The sequence below is a fragment of the Novosphingobium sp. BL-S-32 genome, assembly GCF_056857055.1.
Window position 1 is genome coordinate 1,664,098 of sequence record NZ_CM166477.1, and the last position, 22,337, is coordinate 1,686,434.

The window sequence follows — 22,337 nt, forward strand, 5'->3', positions numbered from 1 at the left end:
TGCTCTCTTGTCCCGCTCTCACATTCTCCTTGCCGGAGTCTTCGTACCCGGCCTGCTTCACGCTGCACCCGCATTTGCTTCTGACGATCCCGGCCAGCCGAACGCGGCGCCGCCGGACACCCCAATCGCCCAGCTGAACGCGGCCCCCGATCTCACCCTGCCGGAACCGAAGATCGGAACCGACGCACCCTTTGGCGCCGCCACTGTCGTCGATGAGGCCAAGCTGGCCGACATCACGGGCATGGCCGACGTCAAGGTCCAGGAGCAGACGGCAAACGCGAACAACATCAGCACGATTTCCGGGAATATCATCAACGGTGATCCCACCACCGGCACAATATCATTCGACGGCGGAGCATTCGGCGCCTTCAACGGGCTGGCGCTGATCAACACGAACACGGGCAACAACGTGTCCATCAACTCCGCGATGAATGTTAATGTCGCGATTCAGTAACGAGGCCAAAAGCGGGGCCGATAAAGGGATCAGTCGCGGCGCGGCCTGCCTAGTGATGGCTACCGGCATGCTGCTGACGGCCTGTGCCAGTCATCCGATACCTCCAACCGGTTCCACCCTCAGCCTTGCCGCGGGCGACTATGCGTTGCCGGTCAAGAGCATGGCCGAACGCCGCTTTCTGACAGTGGTGCGCCAACGGTACGATTTCAGCTGCGGATCGGCGGCGCTCGCGACCCTGCTGCGGTACCATTATGGCGACCTTCAGAACGAGCAGAGCATCTTCGTGGGCATGTGGAACGAGGGGGACCGCGAACAGATCAAGCGTCTGGGCTTTTCCCTGCTGGACATGAAGCGCTACCTTAATGCGCGCGGTATTAAGGCAAACGGCTATGTCGTGACGCTGGCCGATATCCAGCGGACCGAAGTGCCCGGCATCGCGCTGATCAATCTGAAGGGTTACAAGCATTTCGTCGTGGTGAAGGGCGTGGAGGACGGCAAAGTCCTGATCGGCGATCCTTCGCTGGGCATCCGCCTGATCGACGCGAAGCAATTCAGTTCGATGTGGAACGGCATCCTGTTCGCGCTCGCCGATGGGCTGGAGCGCGGCAAGAGCAGCTTTGGCCGCAAGGAGGAATGGGCCCTCGCCCCGCGAAGCCGGGTGACCGAGATGATGGAGCCTGCCAGCCTGCAGGCCCTCGAACTCACCCGCGCCCAGCCCTATCCGTTCGTGATGTAGGAGGTGGCAGTGGCATCGTGGCGCGCAGGCAGCTGGTGGATTGCAGGAGGTCTGCTGGCGGCAGGCATCGCCAGCCCGAGCCACGCCGCGGCAGATCTGGATCCCCAGTCGGGTCCGATCTCGCCCCTCTCCGCCCCCGGTACGAGCGCGATGTCTGCCGACCGTGATCCGGGGAGCCCCCTGTTCGGGGCAGCCGCAACCCTGACGGACACCGAACTCGATGCAATGCGCGGCGGTTTCGAACTGCCGAACGGCATGGACGTGGTGGTCGGCGTGGATATCCAGACTTTGGTGAACGGAACGCTGGCGCTGCGCAGCGTGCTCAATAGCGATACGGGTACACCGGTAGTATTCGTTGGCAACGGCACCGGCGCCGTCAGTTCCTCGGGCACGGGAACCGGCACGGCCGGCGGGGTCGTCGTCCACGTCGGAGATGCAACGACGACGATCCAACCCGTGGCGGGGGAGCAGCAGGTCTCGCTGACTCCCAATGGTCCGGCCGTATTGACCCCATCGGGATCGGTGCAACTCGTCAAGAACGACAGCGGTTCGCAAGTGATTCTGAACGGAAATTCGCTTGAATTGCGTCAAATGATTGGTAGCTTAACCGGAAGTATTGTTGCAAATACAGCCAACGACAGAACCATAGACACCGTGGTCACGATCAACGTCGCGGTGCCCAACTCCGGAATTCTCGTCGGCAACTCGTTGCTGCGGGCGGATTCGATTGCTCTTGATACAGCGGGTCGCGGCATTCGCTAGATGAACGCGATAGTGGGGAGGGTTGATGAGAGGCTTTCTGGCAAGCACCGTCGTGCTGTTCGCAATATTGCCCCGGCCGGCTCTGGCTGAAACCGAACCGGATGGCAGCACAGCCGATGCGGCAAAGCGCACGGCGCCGGATCTAGCCAAGCTTCAGGCACAGATAGACTCTCAGCGCCGCGCGATAGAAGATCAGCGCCACGCTCTCGACGCGCAGGAATTGCAGCTTCGCCAGCTTCAGGATTCCTTGCTGGATGCCATGCGCGCAAGGGGCATTCCCGGCCCGCAGTTCGGGCAGGGCCCTTCGCCCGTCCCCTCGACATCGTCGCTGGCATTGGCCCCGCAATCCGACGCGGCTCAGCCCGCCACTCAGCCGGGAGCCCAATCGTCCGACTCCCTGACCAGCGTAGGCGAGAAGCCGACCGAGCGGCCGCGCCCGCAGGAAGTCGCCGTGTTGGCGGCGCAAGGCAGCGTCCTGACCAAGGCAGGCCGCCTCACGATCGAGCCCACGTTCGAATATACGCGTGACGACCGCAACCGCTTCGTGTTTCGCGGTATCGAAATCCCGCAATCCGTGCTGGTGGGCGTCTTCGACATCAATGAAAGCCGGCAGGACGTTCTCACTGCCGCAGCCACGGTACGCTACGGGCTGACCAACCGCATCGAAGTGGGCGTTCAGGTCCCGTGGGTCTATCGGGACGACACGGCAGTCCTGGTTCCACTCGTACAGAACCCGCCGCAATCGGGCACCGGAACCGTGAACACGTCCGCAAACGGATCGGGGCTGGGCGACATCCAGATGCTGGCCCGCTATCAGATCAACAACGGAACGCACGGCTGGCCGTTCCTGACGGCCAATTTGCAGGTCGTGGCACCCACCGGCTCCGATCCGTACGGAGTTCCCCGCGATGCGCTGGGCAATGCAACCAAAGCGGCGACAGGCTTCGGCTTCTGGGGGGTGGAGCCCAGCGTGACGGTCATCATGCCGTCCGATCCGGCCACGATATTCGGCGTGCTGGGTTACAACCAGAATTTCGGCAAGAACGTGAACACGCGGATCAGCGACGCGCAGATCGATCACGTGAAGCCCGGTTCGGGCCCCAGCATGACCCTTGGCGTCGGCCTCGCGCTCAACGAACGTACGTCGATCAGCTTTGCCTACGCGCACAACTGGCTTTTCGGCACCAAGAGCACCCTTCGCCCGATCGAGATCCAGAACGGGATCCAGACCTACGGCGATCCGCTTACGACTAAGACCCGCGATCTTCAGATCGGGCGTTTCCTGTTCGGCCTCAGCTATCGCGTCAGCCAGCGTACGACGGTCAACTGGACCGTGGAAATGGGCGTTACGGAAGACGCGCCCGATCTTCAGACTGGCCTTCGGATTCCGATCACCTTCTTCCAATAGAGGCACGAACCGAACGGGCACCCGCTGCCCGTTCTTGAAAGCCCTGCCCCGTTCTTGACAACTCCGCCCGCGGCGCAGATAGTTCACCATATGGTGAAGTGTTTTGAATTGAGTCTAGACCGCACTTTTGCAGCGCTGGTCGATCCCACCCGCCGGGCGATCCTGACACGGCTGGAAGGCCATGACGGCTTGTCGATCAGTGAACTGGCGGATCCTTTCCCCATCAAGCTGCCCGCCGTGATGAAGCATCTCGACGTCCTGATCGACGCCGGGCTCATCACGCGGACGAAGCAAGGACGCACCGTCTCGGTCCGGCTCGCGCCTGCGCCCATGGAGGAAGCGATGAACTGGCTCGGTCGCTACGAGCGCTTCTGGTCGGCGCGCCTTGATCGGCTGACCGCTTATGCCGAGGCCGAGGAGGCCAGGGCCCGCGAAATCGAGACCGGCGGGATCGGAAAGAACGACCTATGACCTCGCTGACCCTCGTCCGTCGAATTGCTGCGCGCCCATCGATCGTGTTCGACGCGCTGACCACGCCGGACGGCATCGCTGCGTGGTGGGGGCCGGATGCCGGGGCGGTCCTGATGGCGCAGACGGACGTGCGTGTCGGCGGGCATTGCCGGGTCCGCTTCCGCATGCTCGACGGCACCGAGCACGAGAGCGACGGCGAATATCTGGAAGTCGACCCGCCCCACCGCCTCGTCATGAGCTTTCGCTGGACCGAAGGCGGCGAACCGGAAGAAAACGGCGCGGTCTCGCGGATCGAGATCGCTCTACGCCCTATCGAGATCAATGCGGGCAGCAACAGCGGCGCCGGCACTGAACTCACTTTCACCCATGCCCGATTGCAGAACGAGGTGTCGCGGGCCAGCCACGCGGACGGCTGGAGCGGCTCGCTCGACAAGTTGGTGCGCCATTTTGCGCCAGTCGTGGAGACGGACGATGAAGCATGAAATCGTTTCTCAGGCCGAATGGATCGAAGCCTCGCGCGCTCTGCTCGCCGAAGAGAAAGCCTGGACGCATGAACGTGACCGCCTGGCGGCAAAACGCCGGGCGCTGCCTTGGGTGAGAATAGAGAAAGACTATGTCTTCGAAGGGCCGGACGGTCCTGTCTCGCTGGCCGACTTGTTCGACGGGCGCAGCCAGTTGATCGTCTACCACTTCATGTTCGCGCCCGGATGGGAAGAAGGCTGCGCCGGTTGCTCGTTCCTGTCTGACCAGATCGACGGCGCGCGTCAACATTTCGAGCATAACGATGTCAGCTGGGTCGCCGTGTCCCGCGCACCGATCGGGAAGCTGGAGGCCTATCGCCAGCGGATGGGCTGGCAGTTCACCTGGGTCTCATCGGGCGGCAATGACTTCAATCACGACTTCCACGTCTCGTTCGCCGATGAAGAGCGGCGGAACGGCGTGTTCTACAATTTCCAGCAACAACCCGATCCTGAAATCAGCGACCTTCCGGGCGCCAGCGTGTTTTTCCGCGACGAGGATGGCGCGATCTACCACACCTATTCCAGCTATGCGCGCGGGAACGAGACCGTAGTGGCCGCCTATGGCTGGCTGGACATGGTGCCCAAGGGACGCAACGAGCACGACGGCGGCAATCTTGGCGACTGGGTGCGCCGGCATGACAGTTACCCCGATGACGGCCGTACCCGAGTGACCGCCCCAGCAGGCGCCTGACAATGCTGTGCTGCGGCCTCGTGGCACTTATCGCGGCAGCCGTCGCCGGATTCTGGCGGCGGCTGCGCGGCTATCCCCGATGGATGCTGATCGGCAGCGGCGCGATGCTCTTGGCCCTCCCCGCTGCCGTGCTGGCCGCCGCCGCGCAAACGCGGGAGAATGGGCAAGGCAGGCAAAGCGTTCTCATGCAGGCGATGCAATCGATCTGTGGATGACGCACCTGGGCCTAGCTGCTTGTCTTTGCGGGCGAAGCAGGCCAGTCTTCGATTCAGCACGGAGCCGCGGATTCGCGTCACAGCCGCTGGGGTAATGGGCAAGGAACGGGATGGACTATGAGTTCAAACCACATGAGCGCCCCACGCTGGCCGGCTCACCCGCCAATCCCGATCATCCGGATATCCGCCGTCGCCTCTATTTCCTGATCGGCATCCTTGTCGGCATCACCGGCGGGCTGGCCAATGCGCTGGTCACCGTCAACCTTGCCTTCGCGCAAGGCACGCTGGGGCTGGATACCAACGAAAGCGCCTGGCTCACCGCCGCCTACCTGATGACCAACGTCACCGCGAACCTGCTGCTGGTGAAGTTCCGCCAGCAGTTCGGATTGCAGACCTTCATCCGCCACATCATGGTGGTCTACGCCGTTACCACCATGCTGCACCTGCTGGTCCACGGGTTCTGGAGTTCGGTGGCGGTTCGCGCGGTCAGCGGGCTTGCGGGTGCCGGGCTCTCCACCCTGACCACGCTCTATCTTACGCAGGGCATGTCTCCGGCCAAGCGCAGCATGGGGGCGATGATCGGCCTTTCGGTATCGCAGCTCACGACGCCGCTGGCGCGCATGATGTCCCCCGGCCTGCTGATTTCGGGCGACTGGCACATGCTCTACCGTTTCGAACTGGGGCTGGCGCTGGTCACGCTGGCGGCGATCATGACGCTGCCGCTGCCGCCCAGTGAGCGGATCAAGGCGTTCGAGCGGCTCGATTTCGTGGCGTTCACGATGCTCGCGCCCGGCCTCTGGCTGCTGATCGCGGTCCTGTCCGAAGGGCGCATCGAATGGTGGACAGAGCGGGCGTGGATGGGCTGGTCGCTGGCGGCCAGCGTGGCGCTGATCTCCGCCGGTTTCATCCACGAGCATTTCCGCAGCAACCCGCTGATCAACACGCGCTGGATCGGCACGCGGGAGATGCTGCGCCTGTTCGCGGTGGCGGCCACCGTCCGCATCCTGCTGTCCGAACAGACATTCGGTTCGGTGGGCCTGCTCAACACGGTAGGCATGATCAACGACCAGATGGTGATCCTGAACGGCCTGATCGTGCTGGCCTCCATCGCCGGGCTGTTGTTCGCTCTGGCCATGTTCAACCCCGCGCATCCCGGGCGCCTGATCAACCTGGCGGTGGTGCTGATTGCAATCGGCTCCTTCATGGACGCCAATTCCACCAATCTTACGCGCCCGGCGAACCTCTATTTCAGCCAGGCGCTGATCGGCTTCGCCGCGATGCTGTTCCTGGCCGAGACGGTGGCTATCGGTTTTGCGCGGGCGCTGCTGGGCGGCGGCAAGAACATGGTGAGCTTCGTCGTGCTGTTCGGCATGAGCCAGAGCGTGGGCGGCCTTGTCGGAACCGCGCTGCTGGGCACGTTCCAGACCCTGCGCGAGAAGTACCATTCGCACGAGCTGGTGCAGAGCATCGTCATGACCAACCCGCAAGTGGCGGATCGCCTGCGCGCGGGGGGAGGCGCGTTTTCCAGCGTGGTGGGAGATCCGGTGCTGCGTTCGGCGGAAGGGGTGGCGCTGCTGTCGCAGCAAGTGGCGCGAGAGGCGAATATCCTCGCCTACAACGACGTCTTCCTGCTCTCCGGCTGGCTGGCGGTGGCGGCGGTCGTGTGGGGCATCACCATTCGTCTGGGCATCCGGCGACGCAGGGAGGAATCGCCGATCATCCTGCTCCAGCGCGAAATGCAGGCGCGCAGCGCTGCGCAGGCGGCAGCGGCCGCGGGTGGACCTCCGGCGGATCGGGATTGAGAAAGCAGAGGGCTGGCGTGGAAGGCAGTGGAGAACGCGATACGGCTGGGGCCGATACTGCTGGGAACGGCGCGAGCGGCGTCGATACCCAGATCAATCCCCCGGCGGGCTGGAGCCCCCCGGTCAAGAGCCGCTGGACCGTGGCCGCGATCGTCGTGCTGGCGGTGCTGGGCGTGCTTTCCATCCTGTATGCCTGGGACCTGCCGCCCTTCGCGGGATGGTCGCAGCGGACCGACAATGCCAATGTTCGCGGCAAAGTGACGGTCATCAGCCCGCAAGTGAACGGCTATGTCACCTCGGTTCCGGTGCGCGATTTCCAGCATGTGAAGGCGGGAGAGGTGCTGGCGACGATCGACCGGCGCATCTATCAGGCGCGGGTCGAGCAGGCGAAGGCCAACCTTGCCGGGCAGATCGCAGCGCTGTCCAATTCCGAACAGAGCCAGCGCTCGCGCGAGGCGGCGCTGCTGGGGCAGGAAGCCGGGATCGCCAGCGCCAAAGCGCAGCTCGTTCGGGCGCGGGCCGACATGAAGCGGGCCGATGCACTGGTGGCGGACGGCTCGATCTCGGAGCGGGAGCGCGACCAGACATTGGCCACCCTGCTCGCCGCAGAAGCGGCGGTGCGACAGGCCGGCGCCTCGCGCGCGATCGGCGGTCAGGACGTGCGATCGGTGATCGTCGGCCGGGGCGGTCTTCAGGCGGCGGTGGAAGCGGCGCAGGCGCAGCTCCATCTGGCACAGATAGACCTCGACAATTCGGTGATCCGCGCGCCGGTGGACGGGCGCCTTTCGGAAATCGGCGTGCGTAACGGCGCCTATGTCTCGGCGGCCACGCAGCTCATGTTCCTGGTGCCGGACGACATGTGGATCATCGCCAACTTCAAGGAGGCGCAGACGCGGGACATGCGCGTGGGCCAGCGGGCCCATTTTCGCGTGGACGCGCTGGGCGGCGCGCGGCTGACGGGCCATGTGCAGGATATCGCGCCCGCCACCGGCTCCGAATTCGCGGTGCTCCGGGCGGACAACGCCACCGGCAACTTCGTGAAAGTGGCGCAGCGCATTCCGGTGCGGATCAAGATCGATCCCGGGCAGGCCCTCACGCAGCGGCTGCGGCCGGGCATGTCGGTGGAGATCACCGTGTCGACGAGGGATTGATGCGGCGCCTTGCCATCGTCGCAAGCCTGCTGGCGCTGACTGCCGGTTGCGCGGGACCGCCTGTAGCCCTCGCGCCCGTGGAGCCCGTGGTCCCGCCCGCAGAGTGGCGAACCGACGCAGGGCCGACTGCGCCGCTCGACCGCGCATGGTGGCAGGCCTTCGGCGACCCGCAGCTTACCGCACTCGTCGAAGCGGCTCTGGCGCGCAACATCGACATCGCGCAGGCCGCCGCCCGCATCCGCGACGCGCGCGCGCAGGAACGGCTGGCCCATGCGCAGTTGCTGCCCACGGTCGACGCGGCAGCCTCGGCATCGGATTCGCGCAGCATCGATGCCTTCGGGGTTGCAGAGGTGCAGCAGATCGCGCAGCCGGGCGTGCAGGCGGCGTGGGAAGCAGACATTTTCGGGCGTCTGGCAGACCAGCAGGCAGCGGCGCGCGCGGGGTGGCTGGCCAGCCAGGCAGCGCGGGATTCAATCCGCCTCTCGGTCGCGGCGACGGCGGCAAACGGCTATATCGCCTTGCTCGGCCTCGACGCGCAGCTTGCCATTGCCCAACAGACGCTGGACGCGCGGCGCCGGGAACTGCAACTGGCAGAGCGCCGGGTCGGCGCGGGCTATTCGCCGCGTCTGGACCTTGCGCAGGCACAGGCCGAGTATCAGGCCACCGCCCAACTGATCCCCTCCTTGCGCGAAGCCACGGCGCGGCAGGAAAATGCCTTGCGCCTGCTCGCAGGGAACGTGCCCGGCGGCGTCGCGCGCGCCACTTCGCTCGCCCTGCTGACAGAGCCGGTGATCCCGGAAGGCCTGCCGTCCCAGCTCTTGGCGCGCCGACCGGACGTGGCGCAGGCCGAGCTGCAACTGGCTGCCGCCGACAAGTCGCTCGCCGCTGCCCGCAAGCGTTTCCTGCCGCAGCTTCAACTCACCGGCTCCGGCGCCTTGGTATGGTCCTCGCTGCTGGTGGGTGATCCGATCGGAGTGTGGTCTCTGGGTGGCAGCATCCTTGCGCCGATCTTCGAAGGCGGACGGCTGCGCGCCGGGGCCGAAAGCGCCGCCGCCCAGCGGGACAATGCCGCGCTGGCCTACCGCAAGGCCGCGCTCACCGCCTTTCGCGAGGTGGAGGACGCGCTTGGCTCGGCCCGGGAAGCGGACGAACTCATGACCATCCTGGCCGCCCAGCGCACGGCAGACGCCGAAGGCCTGCGCCTTGCCACCAACCGCCGCCGCGAGGGCTATTCGCCCTATCTTGAACAGCTGGTTGCCCAGCGCGGCCTGCTCAACGTGGAACTCAACCTCGTGCAGGCGCGGACGGCGGCGTTGCAGGCACGGGTATCGCTCTATCTGGCGATGGGCGGCGGCTGGAGCCGCGATGCGGTCGCAGGGCTGGAAGCCTCGCCGTAGCGCGTGATCGCGCTCGCGACGACTATGGATCGGCTATTGGCTTGGCAGAGCCAATTCGATAGAGCGGCGGCAAGGTGACAGGCGTGCCTGTTGCCGGACATGATCGTGCCGGTGCCCCCGAAGGGGCTTAATCGGGAATGCGGTGCGGGGGTGTAGCCCCCAAATCCGCGGCTGTCCCTGCAACTGTAAGCGGATAGCGCGATGCACACGCCCTTTTAAGGGCAGCCACTGGACCGGCGCGTTGCCGGTCTGGGAAGGCGTGTATCAAGCTGTGACCCGCGAGCCAGGAGACCTGCCGGCGCACTGGTCGCTCTTGCCCTGACCCAGGGGATGGTCATGGCACGGTTCTTCTCCGTCTGGGCGACGAAGCTGTGTGGCTGGGGCTGCACGGTCGCGTGGTGGTGGGCGTAGTTCGCGCCTGCCCATCGCCGCGCGTCGGCCGGCCATGTCGGTATGCCCCGCCTTCGTTCGCCCGGCGCGCGGAGAGCGATTTTGGGTCCGCTGGAAGGGGATCGAAGCGGCGGCACGGTAAGGGGATGGTGCCCCGATGCCTGGCGCCCGATGATGGCGGGAGACGGGCTGCTGGTCCGCGTAAAGCCGCGTCTCGGCCGCCTGATGCCCGCTCAGGCCGTGGCTCTGGGCGAAGCGGCGCTCGCGCATGGGTCGGGTGCGCTTGACCTTACACGCCGCGCGAACCTGCAAATTCGCGGTGTGAGCGAGGCCGAATGGCCGCGCCTGCTCGACCGGTTGCTGGAGACCGGCCTCGTGGATGCGGACGCAACACGCGAAGCCCGGCGCAATATCCTCGTCTCGCCCGCAGGGCGCCCCGGCGAGGATACCCATCGCATCGCTCGCGAACTGGACGAGCGCCTCGACGAATTGCCCGTACTACCGGGCAAGGCCGGTTTCGTCATCGACGCCGGACCTGTGCCGATGCTGTCCGCCGAACCCGGCGATTTCCGGATCGAGCGCGGGCGCGACGGCATGCTCCTGCTGCGCGCCGATGGACGCTCTACCGGCATAGGACTGGCGCCGGGCCGGGAAGTCACCGCGCTGATCGATCTGACGCGCTGGTTCATGGCAAGCGGCGGAGCAAGTGCGGGCCGCATGGCACGCCATTCCGCGCCCTTGCCGGACTGGGCGACAGGAACCGCCGCCCCCGGGCTCGCCGCGCCCCTGCCCGTCCCCGGCCGTCACGCGATGGGCACCGCCTATGGCCTGCCGTTCGGGCGCGTGAGCGCGCAAGCCTTCCTGCGATTGGCGCAAGACTCCGGCGTGGCGGGCATTCGTACGTCGCCCTGGCGCATCCTTCTGACTGAGGGGGGCGGGCCGATCGAGCACGAAGGCCTGTCGATCGATCCCCACCATTCGCTGCTGCGCGCCGATGCCTGCCCCGGCGCGCCCGACTGCCCGCAAGCCAGTGTCGAGACCCGGACGCTCGCCGCCCGCCTTGCGCCGCATGTCGCCGGGCACCTGCACGTTTCGGGTTGTGCCAAGGGCTGCGCCCATCCCGGTGCCGCCGATGTGGTCGTGACCGGGCGCGAGGGTGCCTACGACCTTTCCTTCAGCGCGTGCGCCGGTTCTCCGCCCCTTCGCTCGGGTCTGAATGCCGCAGACCTCCTCGCCCATTTTGGAGTCGCTTGATGCCTTACGATTATGAAAAGGACGGCGCGGCGATCTACCGCCAGTCCTTTGCCACCATACGCGCGGAAGCCGACCTTGCCCGCTTCTCCGCCGAGGAGGAGCCCGTTGCCGTCCGCATGATACACGCGGCAGGCATGGTCGAACTGGCCGCGCACATCCGCTTTTCCGCCGGCTTTGCAGTCGCCGCGCGCGCCGCGCTGGCTGCGGGAGCGCCCGTGCTCTGCGATGCACGGATGGTGTCCGAAGGCATTACCCGCGCCCGCCTGCCAGCTTACAACGGGGTCATCTGCACCCTCGGCGATGCCGAAGTGCCGGACCTTGCGCACCGGATCGGCAACACCCGCTCGGCGGCGGCGCTGGAACTGTGGCGGCCACATCTCGGCGGCGCGATCGTCGCCATCGGCAACGCGCCGACCGCGCTGTTTCACTTGCTCAACATGCTTGAGGACCCCGACTGCCCCCGCCCGGCGGCCATCATCGGTTGCCCGGTGGGCTTCGTCGGCGCGGCCGAGTCCAAGCATGCCTTGTGGCTGACCGCACCGGTTCCCTGCTGCATCGTCGAGGGACGGCTTGGTGGGAGCGCCATTACCGTGGCGGCCGTCAACGCACTGGCGAGCCGCGCGGAATGAGCGCGTCAGGAACCATCCACGGCGTCGGCCTCGGCCCCGGTGCGGCGGACCTGCTGAGCGTGCGCGCCGACCGGCTCGTGCGCGGCACGCGGCAAATCGCCTATTTCCGCAAAAAGGGACGCGCGGGTCGGGCGCGGAGTACCGTCGACAGCCTGCTGCGGACCGATGCGGTCGAAATCGCGATGGAATACCCGGTCACGACAGAAATTCCGCTCGACGATCCCGCTTACAATGCCTGCCTTCAGGCTTTCTATGCGGATTGCACGGAACGGCTGGCGGAGGCTGCGCGCGGCGGCGAGGACGTCGTCGTGCTTTGCGAGGGGGATCCGTTTTTCTACGGCTCGTTCATGCACCTGCACAGCCGGCTCTCCGGGCGGGTGCCGGTGGAAGTCGTGCCTGGCATCACCGGCATGGCTGGCGCCTGGAACGCGACCGGGCTGCCGATCACCTGGGGAGACGATGTGCTGACCGTCGCGATGGCGACGCTGCCCGAAACGGAATTGGCGCGCCGTATCCACGATACCGATGCGCTAGTGGTGATGAAGATCGGCCGCAATCTGCCGAAGCTGCGCCGCGCGGTGGCTGCCGCCGGACGCGAGGATGCGGCGTGGCTGGTAGAATATGCGGCCATGCCCGAGCAGCGGGTGACCCGGCTTGTCGATGCCGAGAACGTCGCGCCCTATTTCTCGATCCTGCTCATCCACGGTCAGGGACGCAGACCGTGAGCGGATGGATCGCGGTCGCGGGCCTTGGGCCCGGGGACGAGGCGCTCGTCACGCCCGAAGCCACGCAGGCGCTGGCCGAGGCGACCGATGTAGTGGGCTACGGTCCCTATGTGGCGCGGGTTGCGCCGCGTGAAGGGCTGGTGCTTCACCCATCCGACAACCGCGTGGAGCTTGAGCGGGCGGCCATGGCGCTGGACCTTGCCGCGCAGGGTCGCCGGGTGCTGGTCGCGTCCTCGGGCGATCCGGGAGTCTTCGCGATGGCTGCCGCCGTGTTCGAGGCGCTGGAGGACGGCCCGGCGCACTGGCGCAAACTCGATATCCGGGTGCTGCCCGGCATCACCGCGATGCTGGCGGCAGCAGCCCGCGCCGGAGCGCCGCTCGGTCATGATTTCTGCGCGATCAATCTGTCCGACAACCTCAAGCCCTGGCCGGTGATCGAGAAAAGGCTGCGGCTCGCGGCCGAGGCCGACTTTGCGATGGCGTTCTACAATCCCCGCTCACGCGCGCGGCCGGAGGGGTTCGCCAAGGCGCTTACGGTTCTGCGCGAAGCCTGCGGAGATGACCGGCTGGTCCTCTTCGCCCGCGCGGTGTCCACGCCGGAAGAAGTCCTCCGGATCGTCCCGCTTCGCGAGGCGCGGGCGGAAATGGCGGATATGCGCACGATGGTCATCGTCGGATCCAGCCGCACCCGGATCATCGAACGACCCGGCGCGCCGATCCTCTACACCCCGCGCTCAGTGCCGGAGGATGCCTCGTGACCGAGCCACCGAAGGACATCCTGCGACCCGTGCAATTCGAGCCTGTGCTGCAGGACCGGGCGGTCGATCATCAGTACTGGCAAGCCCAATTGCCGCGCCGCGATCAGCTTTGCGCTGGCGCCGGTACCCCCCGCATTCTTGCAGACGACGAGGTCGATGGCATGGTGCCGCAACAACTCGAGGTCCGCCTCGACGCCAAACGGCCCCCGGTCCACCACGAGGCTGAAGTCGGGCAGCTTCGGCGGCGAATCCGGCGCATCGACGAAGCGCAGCAGGTAGTGATGTTGCGGCCGGTCGGCGAAAGCGTCGACGTGCATCCGGCCGAGCGCCAGCATCACCCGTCGGGGCGGTCCGGCAAGGGCATCGACGGCCGCTGCGATATCCGCCACGCGAGTCCAGCGGTCCGCAATTTCGGGCTGCCACGCAGGGCGGGTGAAGGCGGCATGGGCGACACCTGTGAGAGCGGCCGCCGTCACTGCGTTGGCGCTCATGGTCGCCGCGAAAGGATGCGTGGCGTCGACAAGATGGGTGATGCGATTCCGGCGCAGATAGGCCGCCAGCCCCTCCACGCCGCCGAACCCGCCGACGCGTACGGCAATCGGCTGCGGTCGCGGGCTCTCGGTGCGACCCGCGTAGCTGTAGGTGGCGTCAATGTCATGCTCGGCCAGTGCGCGCGCGAGCGTGTTCGCCTCGGTCGTGCCGCCCAGCAGGAGGACGTTCGGCTTGGCTGACATGAACTCGTCCCCCTGGTTGACCATCGTCGGCATCGGCGAGGATGGCATCGACGGGCTTTGCGCGGCGAGCCGGACCGCGCTGGACCAAGCCGACCTCGTGATGGGCGCGGCCCGCCATCTTGCCCTGCTCGGTACGCCTAACGCTGCCTGCATCGAATGGCCAGTGCCGTTCGCGGACGGCGTGGAGCAACTGCTCGCCAATCGGGGGCGCAAGGTCGTGATGCTGGCCTCGGGCGATCCATTCTGGTTCGGCGCCGGAACCAGCGTGACGCGTCATCTCCAGCCGGGCGAATGGGTAGCGCATCCCGCACCGTCCACGTTCGGGCTAGCCGCCGCGCGGCTTGGGTGGGCGATCGAAAGCACGCCCTGCCTTGGCCTTCACGCGGCGCCGCTGCAACGGCTGCGGCCGCATCTGGCGTCCGGCGGGCGCGTATTGGTTTTGCTGCGCGATGGCGCGGCGGTGGTGCGGCTCGCCGCCTATCTGAGCGAACTCGGCTTCGGGGCCTCCACCATTCATGCTCTGGAAGCTCTTGGCGGCCCGCGCGAACGGGTTCGGACCGGACAGGCCGAAAACTGGGACTTCACCGACATCGCCCACCCGGTCGCGGTGGGCGTCGAGGTTCGGGGAGAGGCCAGCGCCATGCCCTCCACCAGCGGCCTGCCCGACGCTCTGTTCGATCACGATGGCCAGATCACCAAGAGCCCCCTGCGCGCGCTGACACTGGCCGCGCTGGCCCCAAGACCGGGCGAAGTCCTCTGGGATATCGGCGCGGGATCGGGATCGGTGTCGATCGAATGGCTGCTGGCCCATCCGGCCAACCAGGCCATCGCCGTGGAAGCAGACATCCTGCGCGCCGAGCGGGCAAAGGCCAACGCGCTCGCGCTTGGTGTCGACCGGCTGCAACTCGTCCTTGGCCGCGCCCCGGAGACGCTTCCGCAAGGTCCGCCGCCTTCCGCCGTGTTCATCGGCGGCGGATTGTCAGGGCCGCTGCTCGAAACCCTGTCGGCGCGCCTGCTCGCCGGAACGCGGCTCGTGGCCAATGCGGTGACGCTCGAATCCGAAGCCCTGCTGGCAGAATGGCACGGGCGGCGGGGCGGCGATCTGGTGCGCATCGAACTCGCTGATGCCGTGCCGCTTGGCAGTCGGCGGGGCTGGCGGTCGCGCTATCCGGTCGTTCAGTGGAGCGTGACGCTGTGATCGTTGCCGGTTTCGGTTTCCGATCCGGGGCGAATGTCCTCGCGCTGTGCTCGGCGTTCCAGTTGGCGCGCGAACATGCGCCGCCGGTTACGCACTTGGCCACCCTTGCCGACAAAGCCGACGGGCTGGCCGAACTGGCGAACCTGTTGTCCCTGCCGGTGATTGCCATCACTCCCGAGCACCTTGCGGGCGTGCACACGATGACCGCCTCCGCGGCCTCACAGGTGGCCCGAGGCCTTGGCAGTGTGGCGGAGGCCTGCGCGCTTGCCGCGTTGCGGGCGCGTCAGCCCCGCCTCCTCACCCGGCGCCAGATTTCACGCGATCGCATGGCGACCTGCGCCATCGCCCAAGGAGCATTGCTATGACAGTTCACTTCATCGGTGCCGGGCCCGGTGCACCCGATCTTCTCACCCTGCGCGGCCGAGACCTGATCGCCGCGAGCCCGGTGTGCCTCTATGCCGGATCGCTGATCCCGCAGGCCGTGCTCGGCCACTGCCCGCCAGGCGCGCGGATCGTCAACACCGCCTCCATGGACCTCGATGCCATCGTTGCGGAGATATCCGCCGCCCATGCGGCCGGACACGACGTGGCGCGGCTGCATTCGGGCGACTTGTCGGTGTGGTCCGCAATGGGGGAGCAACTGCGCCGGCTTCGCGCGCTGGATATTCTTTTCACGGTGACTCCCGGTGTGCCGGCCTTCGCCGCTGCTGCTGCTGCCCTTGAAACGGAACTGACGCTGCCGGCGCTGGCGCAGTCGCTGGTGCTGACCCGCACGCCGGGCCGGGCGAGCACGATGCCTCCAGCGGAAAGCCTCGCCAATTTCGCTGCCACCGGCGCGACGCTCGCCATCCACCTCTCGATCCACAACCTCGACCAGGTGACGAGAGACCTCACCCCGTTTTACGGCGCCGACTGCCCAGTTGCCGTGGTCTGGCGGGCAAGCTGGCCGGACCAGCGGATCGTACAGGCCACGCTCGGTACGATCGGCGCGGCGGTGGCCGGGAGCATGGAACGCACCGCGATCATCCTCGTGGGCCGCGTCCTCGATGCCGAGGGTTTCGGCGAAAGCAGCCTGTACGCGAAAGGTTACGATCGCCGCTTCCGGCCGCAAAACGCGGACTCGCAATACGCGAATTCGAGCGAATAAGGCCGCGCCGCCCATGATCGAATTGAGCCTTATCGGCATCGGCACCGGCAATCCCGACCACCTGACCCGGCAGGCGGCACGGGCGATGAACGAGGCCGACCTGATCCTGCTACCGCGCAAGGGCAGCGACAAGTCCGACCTGCTCGACTTGCGCAAGAGCATCTGCGACGCCGTCCTGACCGGACAGACGCGCATGGCCGAATTCGATCTGCCCACACGCGATAGTGGCGGCGACTATGTGGATGCGGTCAACGCATGGCACGACGCGATTGCCGATGCGTGGATGCAGCAGATCGCCGTGCACCTCCCCCATGGCGGCAAGCTGGCGCTGCTCGTCTGGGGGGATCCGTCGCTCTACGACAGCACGCTGCGCATCGCGGAGCGGCTGCGGCTGGGCGGACTGGAGATCGCCGTCCAGGTGGTACCGGGCATCACCAGCATTCAGGCGCTGACCGCCGCACACCGGATCCCACTGAATGGACTCGCCCGGCCGGTAACCATCACCACGGGGCGGTTTCTGCGCGCGCATGGCTGGCCGGAGGGCGCCGAGACGCTGGTGGTCATGCTGGACCAGGGCTGCGCGTTCGAGGCTCTGGCGGATCGGGACATCCAGATCTGGTGGGGGGCCTATCTGGGCATGGCGAACGAGGCGCTGATATCCGGTCCGCTAAGCGAGGCCGGGCCCGCAATCGCCGACGCCAAACCTCGCTTGCGGCAGCGGAACGGCTGGATCATGGATGTCTATCTGATGCGGCGCCAGACAGCATGATTTCGGAGCGGCCTCGCTTGCGCGCACGTCGCATCCCGCGCTAGCCCTGTTCCATGACCGAGATGACCATCATGGACTGGACGCGGGGCGATATCTTCGGCCTGGACTTTCCCGCACACCCTGAAGCGCTGAAATCCGGTGGGCCCGCATTTCTGACGCGAGCCTTCCGCGCAAGCGGTGTGCTCGGCAAGGATAACAGCGTTACGGATATCACGCGCCTCGACGAGTGGATGCTGGGCGGGACCGGTATCAAGGCGCTTCTGTCGGTGGTTTATGAACATGACGCCGCGGACCTGCCGCGCGATCTGTTCGTGAAGTTCTCACGCAATTTTCAGGACAAGGTACGCGACAGCGGCCGCCACCACATGCCGCCGGAAGTGCGGCTCGCGAACTTGTCCCGAGATCCGGATTTCCCGGTCACCGTCCCGAAATGCTTCTATGCGGACATCCAGCAGGAGACGCTCACCGGGATCATCATCACCGAGCGCATTCCTTACGGCCAGGGTGCCGTCGAGCCGCATTATCCCAAATGCATGGACCAGATCCTGCTCGAGCCGCTCGCGCATTACAGCGCGCTGGTCGCCAATCTGGCGCGGCTGTCAGGCTCGCACAAATCGGGCCGGCTTGGCGACGCCGTGGCGCGCCATTTCCCGCTCGATCTGGACATGCTGATCGCGCGCAGGCCCCGCTTCGAGGCGCCGCTGCTTGCCAAGCGGATCAACCGGCTGGCGGAGTTCATGCTACAATATCCGCATCTTGTGCCGCCACACATCGCCGATCGCGCGTTCCTCAACGGCTTCTGCGCCGACGCGCTGCTGGCGGCCGAGCAGCAGGAGGACATCTGGCGGTTCCTCTATTCGCAGCCCGATATGATCGCGCTCTGCCACATGAACGCGAACATCGACAACGCGTGGTTCTGGCGGGAGCCGGGTGGCGCGCTCCGCTCCGGCCTGATCGATTGGGGCAGCGTCGGGCAGATGTCCGTGGCGTCATCGATCTGGGGCTGCATCGGCGCCGCCGAACCCGAAACGCACGATCGGTATCTTGACGAATTGCTGGCGCTGTTCATCGCCGAATATGCGCGCGCCGGAGGCCCCATTCTCGATCAAAGCGAGCTGACGCGGCATCTGGAAATGCACGTGATGATGTCGGCACTGCATATGACGACCGCCCCGCCGGCCATCCTGCGCGAAGTCCCCGATCCCGGAGCCGCCGCCGACCGCTACGACCCGATCTTCACGACGAATGAAACCGCGCGCGTGCAGTTGAAGATCACCATATCGCTTTTGAATATGTGGGCGCGCCGCGATCTCGGTCGGCATCTGCGGGCGGGTTGAGGCTCACGCGGAAGCCGCCCCGACCAGGCAGGAAATGGCCAGCCGTTCGCCACTTTCAAGTTCCTGTTCAACGGCGTGCTCGATGGCATCAGTGTCAAGAACCAGGCGGTCAATCCCTAGTTGCCGCCTGACGAACTCCCTTTATTCTCCCGCTTTCACCGCCGCTCACTGCCGTCGCGTTACCGACTTCGGCGGCCGCGCGTGCCAGCGTTCCACATCGAGGCCTTATGAACCCCAATCGCTTTGTGAACCACAATCTGAACGAAGACCGCCAGACTTTCGTCACCCATCTGGAATGCTCGCTCACGGGCGAGCGCTATGAGGCAGACCAGCTTCACGGCCTGTCGCGGGCCGGGCGGCCGCTGCTCGTGCGCTACGATCTGGACGGGCTGAAGCAGTCGATCCAGCGCCAGACGATCGAGGCACGCGAAACCGACTTGTGGCGCTGGCGCGAGCTGCTTCCCGTACGCAAGACGCAAAGCATCGTTTCTCTGGGCGAGATCGAGACGCCGCTCATACCGATCCCGCACTCGGGCGGGCGCAATGTCCTCGTCAAGGATGAGGGGCGACTGCCGACCGGCTCGTTCAAGGCACGCGGTCTGGTCATGGCCGTGACGATGGCGCGCGAACTGGGCGTGACGCGCATCGCGATGCCCACGAACGGCAATGCCGGCGCGGCGCTGGCCGCCTACGCCTCTCGCTGCGGCATCGAAACGGTCGTGCTCTGCCCCGAGGAAACGCCCGAAGTGAACGTCCGCGAAATCGCCCAGCAGGGCGCGCGGGTATGGCGCGTGAACGGCCAGATCGATGAGTGCGGCGCGATCGTCGGCAAGGGTGCCGCCGAAGGGCTCTGGTTCGATTTCTCGACGCTGAAGGAGCCCTATCGCATCGAGGGCAAGAAGACGATGGGCCTCGAACTCGCCGCCCAGCTCGAATGGGAACTGCCGGATGCGATCTTCTACCCCACCGGCGGCGGCACCGGGCTGATCGGTATGTGGAAAGCCTTCGACGAGCTGGAGCGCCTTGGATGGATCGGCTCCAAGCGGCCGCGCATGTATGCGGTGCAGGCGGCAGGTTGCGCACCGATCGTTCGCGCATTCGATGCCGGCGTGGAATTTGCCGAACGCTGGGAAGACGCGGCAACCGTTGCGGCAGGTATCCGCGTGCCCAAGGCAGTCGGCGATTTCCTGATCCTGCGTGCGGTGCGGGAGTCGGGCGGCCGGGCATTGGCCGTCGGCGATCCGGCCATCCTCGCAGCGGTTGACGATGCGGCGCGGAAGGACGGATTGCTGCTCTGTCCGGAAGGCGGCGCGGTGCTGGCTGCATACAATCAGGCCGTCCGCGACGGGATCGTGGACGCCGAGGAACGCACCATCCTATTCAATTGCGCGTCCGGCTTGAAGTATCCCCTGCCGCCGGCGGACAACTGGCTCGATCGCAACGGGACAATCGACCTGACGCAACTGTAAGCGGAGCTCTTACAGAACGCGGACCTGCGGGTTTCAATGGGGAGCCTTCGAACAACAATCGGCGGCCCCTTTTCACGGCAAGACGGTGCCGTCCGAGCGATGCAGCCGCGTTTCCGGCAGGCCAATTGAGCCGAGATTTCCGACAATCCTGCACACGAATGCCCCCTTGCGGCGGCCCACCGTATCGATGCGATTGCTTGCCCCTGCGGGTACGGCGGGACCGACCGCGATGCGAACATGGCCGTCGTCGTCGGGAACGGCATTGCCGTCATGAACACCCGGCGTCTGGAGATGCTCGTACCAGAAATTGTAACCATGGAGCGACCAATAGCCGGAGATGCCGGGCGGCATCACGACCTCCAGCCATTCACCTTCGGCCAGATCGAATCCGCCCAGGAGATACCGGGTATCGGCATCGCCTTGCACCGTTTCCGCAAGCGCGGGCGGCGCGCTGTCGAGGCGGTTGGGCAGATCGCGCGCCGCGGCCATCCATTTCAGATATTCGCGCACATTCGCGCGGAGCAACTTCGCGACATGGACCAGCGCGCCGTCATTGCTGCCCCCCATAAGCGTCAGCCCGGCGGCGGCGTGACCGCCGGTCAGAGTGATATGGGCGGGATCGCTGGTGCCGCGGTGCAGGATGCGCACCATCAGGATCCGCGCGCCGAGCGGAATGGCGAGACCGCCTGAACCACCGGCATCGGCTGCCAAAGTCAGGGCGAAAGCTCCATCTGCGGTGCAGTTCCCGCTATCGAAGGCAGTATAGCCGGCGATCAAAGGCGCTCCGTTCGGCCCGATCGTATAGACGCCGATGCCGACGCGTTCCGACCCGTTCAGTCGCCCTTCGATGCGGTAACGACCGGCCGCATCGATCCCGCTGTGGAGCATGATATAGTCGGGATTGGGCCCGCCATGGACCGGCAGCGCGCGCGTCAGTCCCCCTTCCCTGAACAGATGTCCGAGCAACGCGCCGCCCAGTCCGGCCGCCACCATCCGCGTGACATAGGCCTCACCCTCGGCGGCGACTTCGGCGTCGGGCGCCTCTGCCGCGATCAGGGCTCGAGCATCCTCGACCGCCGCGTTCAGCGTTTCCCAGCCCATGCTCATGCCGCCGCGCCGATGCGGGCCAGGCCCTCGCTCTCGCCCGGAATGGCGAAGCGGCCGACATAGCCATCGAAACGCGACCGGACGTCGTCGGCGTCCAGGCCATATTGCGCGAGGCTATAGTCGTTGGCGCCGCGCGCGTTCTTGGGATTGGCGGCGTGCCAGTCCCTTACCGCCTTGGCGACATCGTCGGGCGTGTCGATGCCAAGACCGGCATGGATGCGGCGCATTTCCGCCACCGGGTCCGCAATCAGCGCATAGTAATCGACATGCACGACCCGGTCGCCATGCGGTCCCCGGTCGAACTTCATGATCCGGTCGATATGCCGCTCGATAAAGTGCAGCATGTCGCGGCCGACCTCCTGCCTGTCGACAGGCGCCGCCGCGCGACTGGAGCGCAAGTTCCAGCTCATCTTGGCGATGGAGGCGACCACTTGCGCCGGGTCGCGATGCGTCATCACGAAGCGCGCATCCGGATAGACTGCCAGTATCGCGTCCATGGCGATGACATGGTTCGGGTACTTCAGCGCCCATGGCCGGGCTTCGGAGCGCCATTGCAGGCACTGAAGCTGGCGTTTGTGAACGCGATAGGTCTCGACCAGATCGAGCCCGTCCATCAGCCAGTCGAAATAGTCGGGCACGCGATAGAGATTGTGCAATCCCGCCGCGCCATAGCTTTGTTCCAGGAAGGCATGACATTCGTCGGAACCGCCATCATCGTAGAGATGCAGCGCGGCAAAGGCCTCCGGCCGGCCATGGGCCTTTTGCAGTTCCCGCCATGCCGCGCGTCGTTTCTCCACCGAGGCCGGATTGAACCCCGGCGGCGGCGAAGGCATGCTCGATTCCCACGTGCGGATCAGGCGAAAACGAGGATCGCGGTCGAACAGATATTGGAAATAGGTCGTGCCCGATCGCGGCAGGCCCATGAGGAACACCGGCGCCTCGATCACTTCCTCGGCGATTTCCGGATAGTCGCGCACCCATTTCAGGCTCTCCAGCCGGTTGACGGAATCGCGCAGCAGCATGGCACGGACTTTGGCCTCGCCTTCGGCCGACATGGGGAAATTGGCTTGGAGCGATGCGACAAGACGCTGGAGATTTTCCCGGACGCCTCGGTCGCTGTCGGCAATGCCCACCGAGGCCTCGGCTTTGGCAATGATAGATATGGCTTCAAGCATATCCTGCTCCCATTCGATGATCGCTCGCTTCGCCTTG

24 protein-coding genes and 1 riboswitch are annotated in these 22,337 nt (G+C 66.1%); of the genes, 21 read left to right on the forward strand and 3 right to left on the reverse strand.

The features are described 5' to 3' along the window. Positions 1-7: 7 nt before the first annotated feature. From AC1VVK_RS23720 to cobJ, 15 genes are all read left to right on the forward strand, one after another. Positions 8-454 (forward strand): hypothetical protein, encoded by a 447-nt coding sequence (locus AC1VVK_RS23720; protein ID WP_482905624.1) that lies wholly within the window; start codon positions 8-10, stop codon positions 452-454. Positions 455-509: 55 nt separating this feature from the next. Continuing rightward, complete coding sequence (locus tag AC1VVK_RS23725; protein WP_482906765.1) at positions 510-1,190, forward strand: C39 family peptidase; 681 nt, start codon at positions 510-512, stop codon at positions 1,188-1,190. A gap of 9 nt (positions 1,191-1,199) precedes the next feature. After that, positions 1,200-1,952, forward strand: coding sequence for a hypothetical protein (locus tag AC1VVK_RS23730; RefSeq protein ID WP_482905625.1), 753 nt, complete (start codon positions 1,200-1,202; stop codon positions 1,950-1,952). A gap of 25 nt (positions 1,953-1,977) precedes the next feature. Further along, positions 1,978-3,360, forward strand: coding sequence for a transporter (locus AC1VVK_RS23735; RefSeq protein ID WP_482905626.1), 1,383 nt, complete (start codon positions 1,978-1,980; stop codon positions 3,358-3,360). 108 nt (positions 3,361-3,468) lie between these two features. Further along, positions 3,469-3,831, forward strand: a complete 363-nt coding sequence (locus tag AC1VVK_RS23740; RefSeq protein WP_482905627.1) for an ArsR/SmtB family transcription factor — start codon at positions 3,469-3,471, stop codon at positions 3,829-3,831. Further along, positions 3,828-4,313 carry an SRPBCC family protein gene (locus AC1VVK_RS23745; protein ID WP_482905628.1) on the forward strand — a complete coding sequence of 162 codons (486 nt, stop codon included), beginning with the start codon at positions 3,828-3,830 and terminating at the stop codon, positions 4,311-4,313. Before AC1VVK_RS23740 ends, AC1VVK_RS23745 begins: the two co-directional genes overlap by 4 nt. After that, entirely contained in the window at positions 4,303-5,043 is a 741-nt protein-coding gene (locus AC1VVK_RS23750) for a DUF899 domain-containing protein (protein WP_482905629.1), read from the forward strand. The genes AC1VVK_RS23745 and AC1VVK_RS23750 overlap by 11 nt, the downstream gene beginning before the upstream one ends. A 2-nt stretch (positions 5,044-5,045) precedes the next feature. Then, on the forward strand, positions 5,046-5,258 hold the full coding sequence (locus tag AC1VVK_RS23755) for a hypothetical protein (RefSeq protein ID WP_482905630.1): 213 nt from the start codon (positions 5,046-5,048) through the stop codon (positions 5,256-5,258). A 110-nt stretch (positions 5,259-5,368) separates the two neighbouring features. Next, positions 5,369-7,060, forward strand: coding sequence for an efflux MFS transporter permease (locus AC1VVK_RS23760; protein WP_482905631.1), 1,692 nt, complete (start codon positions 5,369-5,371; stop codon positions 7,058-7,060). A gap of 17 nt (positions 7,061-7,077) precedes the next feature. After that, the gene (locus tag AC1VVK_RS23765) at positions 7,078-8,211 is read left to right on the forward strand and encodes an HlyD family secretion protein (protein WP_482905632.1); all 1,134 of its coding nucleotides are present in this window, start codon (positions 7,078-7,080) and stop codon (positions 8,209-8,211) included. After that, complete coding sequence (locus AC1VVK_RS23770) at positions 8,211-9,608, forward strand: efflux transporter outer membrane subunit (protein WP_482905633.1); 1,398 nt, start codon at positions 8,211-8,213, stop codon at positions 9,606-9,608. Before AC1VVK_RS23765 ends, AC1VVK_RS23770 begins: the two co-directional genes overlap by 1 nt. 92 nt (positions 9,609-9,700) lie before the next feature. Then, positions 9,701-9,922: riboswitch (cobalamin riboswitch) on the forward strand. A gap of 178 nt (positions 9,923-10,100) precedes the next feature. Then, the gene (locus AC1VVK_RS23775; protein ID WP_482905634.1) at positions 10,101-11,252 is read left to right on the forward strand and encodes a cobalamin biosynthesis protein CobG; all 1,152 of its coding nucleotides are present in this window, start codon (positions 10,101-10,103) and stop codon (positions 11,250-11,252) included. Beyond that, the gene (locus AC1VVK_RS23780) at positions 11,252-11,881 is read left to right on the forward strand and encodes a precorrin-8X methylmutase (protein ID WP_482905635.1); all 630 of its coding nucleotides are present in this window, start codon (positions 11,252-11,254) and stop codon (positions 11,879-11,881) included. Before AC1VVK_RS23775 ends, AC1VVK_RS23780 begins: the two co-directional genes overlap by 1 nt. Further along, entirely contained in the window at positions 11,878-12,606 is a 729-nt protein-coding gene (cobI, locus tag AC1VVK_RS23785; protein ID WP_482905636.1) for a precorrin-2 C(20)-methyltransferase, read from the forward strand. Before AC1VVK_RS23780 ends, cobI begins: the two co-directional genes overlap by 4 nt. After that, the gene (cobJ, locus tag AC1VVK_RS23790) at positions 12,603-13,364 is read left to right on the forward strand and encodes a precorrin-3B C(17)-methyltransferase (protein WP_482905637.1); all 762 of its coding nucleotides are present in this window, start codon (positions 12,603-12,605) and stop codon (positions 13,362-13,364) included. Before cobI ends, cobJ begins: the two co-directional genes overlap by 4 nt. On the opposite strand, the gene AC1VVK_RS23795 is transcribed toward cobJ, so the two are convergent. Continuing rightward, positions 13,328-14,098: a cobalt-precorrin-6A reductase gene (locus AC1VVK_RS23795; protein WP_482905638.1), complete on the reverse strand. Its 771-nt coding sequence runs from the start codon at positions 14,096-14,098 to the stop codon at positions 13,328-13,330. The genes cobJ and AC1VVK_RS23795 overlap by 37 nt on opposite strands. On the opposite strand from AC1VVK_RS23795, the gene cbiE reads away from it, so the two are divergent. The 6 genes from cbiE to AC1VVK_RS23825 all read left to right on the forward strand — a co-directional run bounded on the left by cbiE (position 14,097) and on the right by AC1VVK_RS23825 (position 20,018). Beyond that, positions 14,097-15,296 carry a precorrin-6y C5,15-methyltransferase (decarboxylating) subunit CbiE gene (cbiE, locus tag AC1VVK_RS23800; RefSeq protein ID WP_482906766.1) on the forward strand — a complete coding sequence of 400 codons (1,200 nt, stop codon included), beginning with the start codon at positions 14,097-14,099 and terminating at the stop codon, positions 15,294-15,296. The two genes, AC1VVK_RS23795 and cbiE, sit on opposite strands and share 2 nt — an antisense overlap. Beyond that, positions 15,293-15,661 carry a cobalamin biosynthesis protein gene (locus tag AC1VVK_RS23805; RefSeq protein WP_482905639.1) on the forward strand — a complete coding sequence of 123 codons (369 nt, stop codon included), beginning with the start codon at positions 15,293-15,295 and terminating at the stop codon, positions 15,659-15,661. Before cbiE ends, AC1VVK_RS23805 begins: the two co-directional genes overlap by 4 nt. Then, a complete protein-coding gene (gene cobM / locus AC1VVK_RS23810) occupies positions 15,658-16,443 on the forward strand; it encodes a precorrin-4 C(11)-methyltransferase (protein ID WP_482905640.1) in 786 nt (261 codons plus the stop codon). The genes AC1VVK_RS23805 and cobM overlap by 4 nt, the downstream gene beginning before the upstream one ends. Positions 16,444-16,456: 13 nt before the next feature. Further along, positions 16,457-17,212: a precorrin-6A synthase (deacetylating) gene (gene cobF / locus AC1VVK_RS23815; RefSeq protein ID WP_482905641.1), complete on the forward strand. Its 756-nt coding sequence runs from the start codon at positions 16,457-16,459 to the stop codon at positions 17,210-17,212. 53 nt (positions 17,213-17,265) lie between these two features. Continuing rightward, positions 17,266-18,549 (forward strand): hypothetical protein, encoded by a 1,284-nt coding sequence (locus AC1VVK_RS23820; RefSeq protein WP_482905642.1) that lies wholly within the window; start codon positions 17,266-17,268, stop codon positions 18,547-18,549. 227 nt (positions 18,550-18,776) lie between these two features. Continuing rightward, positions 18,777-20,018 carry a threonine synthase gene (locus AC1VVK_RS23825; protein WP_482905643.1) on the forward strand — a complete coding sequence of 414 codons (1,242 nt, stop codon included), beginning with the start codon at positions 18,777-18,779 and terminating at the stop codon, positions 20,016-20,018. A gap of 72 nt (positions 20,019-20,090) precedes the next feature. On the opposite strand, the gene AC1VVK_RS23830 is transcribed toward AC1VVK_RS23825, so the two are convergent. Then, on the reverse strand, positions 20,091-21,125 hold the full coding sequence (locus AC1VVK_RS23830; protein ID WP_482905644.1) for a hypothetical protein: 1,035 nt from the start codon (positions 21,123-21,125) through the stop codon (positions 20,091-20,093). Then, the gene (locus AC1VVK_RS23835) at positions 21,122-22,300 is read right to left on the reverse strand and encodes a sulfotransferase family protein (RefSeq protein ID WP_482905645.1); all 1,179 of its coding nucleotides are present in this window, start codon (positions 22,298-22,300) and stop codon (positions 21,122-21,124) included. The genes AC1VVK_RS23830 and AC1VVK_RS23835 overlap by 4 nt, the downstream gene beginning before the upstream one ends. Positions 22,301-22,337 lie beyond the last annotated feature (37 nt).

Excerpts from the sequence above, each read along its gene's own strand:
- AC1VVK_RS23725 (WP_482906765.1), top strand. The coding sequence starts at position 510 with ATGGCTACCGGCATGCTGCTGACGGCCTGTGCCAGTCATCCGATACCT.
- AC1VVK_RS23735 (WP_482905626.1), top strand. The coding sequence starts at position 1,978 with ATGAGAGGCTTTCTGGCAAGCACCGTCGTGCTGTTCGCAATATTGCCC.
- AC1VVK_RS23745 (WP_482905628.1), top strand. The coding sequence starts at position 3,828 with ATGACCTCGCTGACCCTCGTCCGTCGAATTGCTGCGCGCCCATCGATC.
- AC1VVK_RS23750 (WP_482905629.1), top strand. The coding sequence starts at position 4,303 with ATGAAGCATGAAATCGTTTCTCAGGCCGAATGGATCGAAGCCTCGCGC.
- AC1VVK_RS23755 (WP_482905630.1), top strand. The coding sequence starts at position 5,046 with ATGCTGTGCTGCGGCCTCGTGGCACTTATCGCGGCAGCCGTCGCCGGA.
- AC1VVK_RS23760 (WP_482905631.1), top strand. The coding sequence starts at position 5,369 with ATGGACTATGAGTTCAAACCACATGAGCGCCCCACGCTGGCCGGCTCA.
- AC1VVK_RS23770 (WP_482905633.1), top strand. The coding sequence starts at position 8,211 with ATGCGGCGCCTTGCCATCGTCGCAAGCCTGCTGGCGCTGACTGCCGGT.
- AC1VVK_RS23780 (WP_482905635.1), top strand. The coding sequence starts at position 11,252 with ATGCCTTACGATTATGAAAAGGACGGCGCGGCGATCTACCGCCAGTCC.
- cobI (WP_482905636.1), top strand. The coding sequence starts at position 11,878 with ATGAGCGCGTCAGGAACCATCCACGGCGTCGGCCTCGGCCCCGGTGCG.
- cbiE (WP_482906766.1), top strand. The coding sequence starts at position 14,097 with ATGAACTCGTCCCCCTGGTTGACCATCGTCGGCATCGGCGAGGATGGC.
- AC1VVK_RS23795 (WP_482905638.1), bottom strand. The coding sequence starts at position 14,098 with ATGTCAGCCAAGCCGAACGTCCTCCTGCTGGGCGGCACGACCGAGGCG.
- cobM (WP_482905640.1), top strand. The coding sequence starts at position 15,658 with ATGACAGTTCACTTCATCGGTGCCGGGCCCGGTGCACCCGATCTTCTC.
- cobF (WP_482905641.1), top strand. The coding sequence starts at position 16,457 with ATGATCGAATTGAGCCTTATCGGCATCGGCACCGGCAATCCCGACCAC.
- AC1VVK_RS23820 (WP_482905642.1), top strand. The coding sequence starts at position 17,266 with ATGACCGAGATGACCATCATGGACTGGACGCGGGGCGATATCTTCGGC.
- AC1VVK_RS23825 (WP_482905643.1), top strand. The coding sequence starts at position 18,777 with ATGAACCCCAATCGCTTTGTGAACCACAATCTGAACGAAGACCGCCAG.
- AC1VVK_RS23830 (WP_482905644.1), bottom strand. The coding sequence starts at position 21,125 with ATGAGCATGGGCTGGGAAACGCTGAACGCGGCGGTCGAGGATGCTCGA.
- AC1VVK_RS23835 (WP_482905645.1), bottom strand. The coding sequence starts at position 22,300 with ATGCTTGAAGCCATATCTATCATTGCCAAAGCCGAGGCCTCGGTGGGC.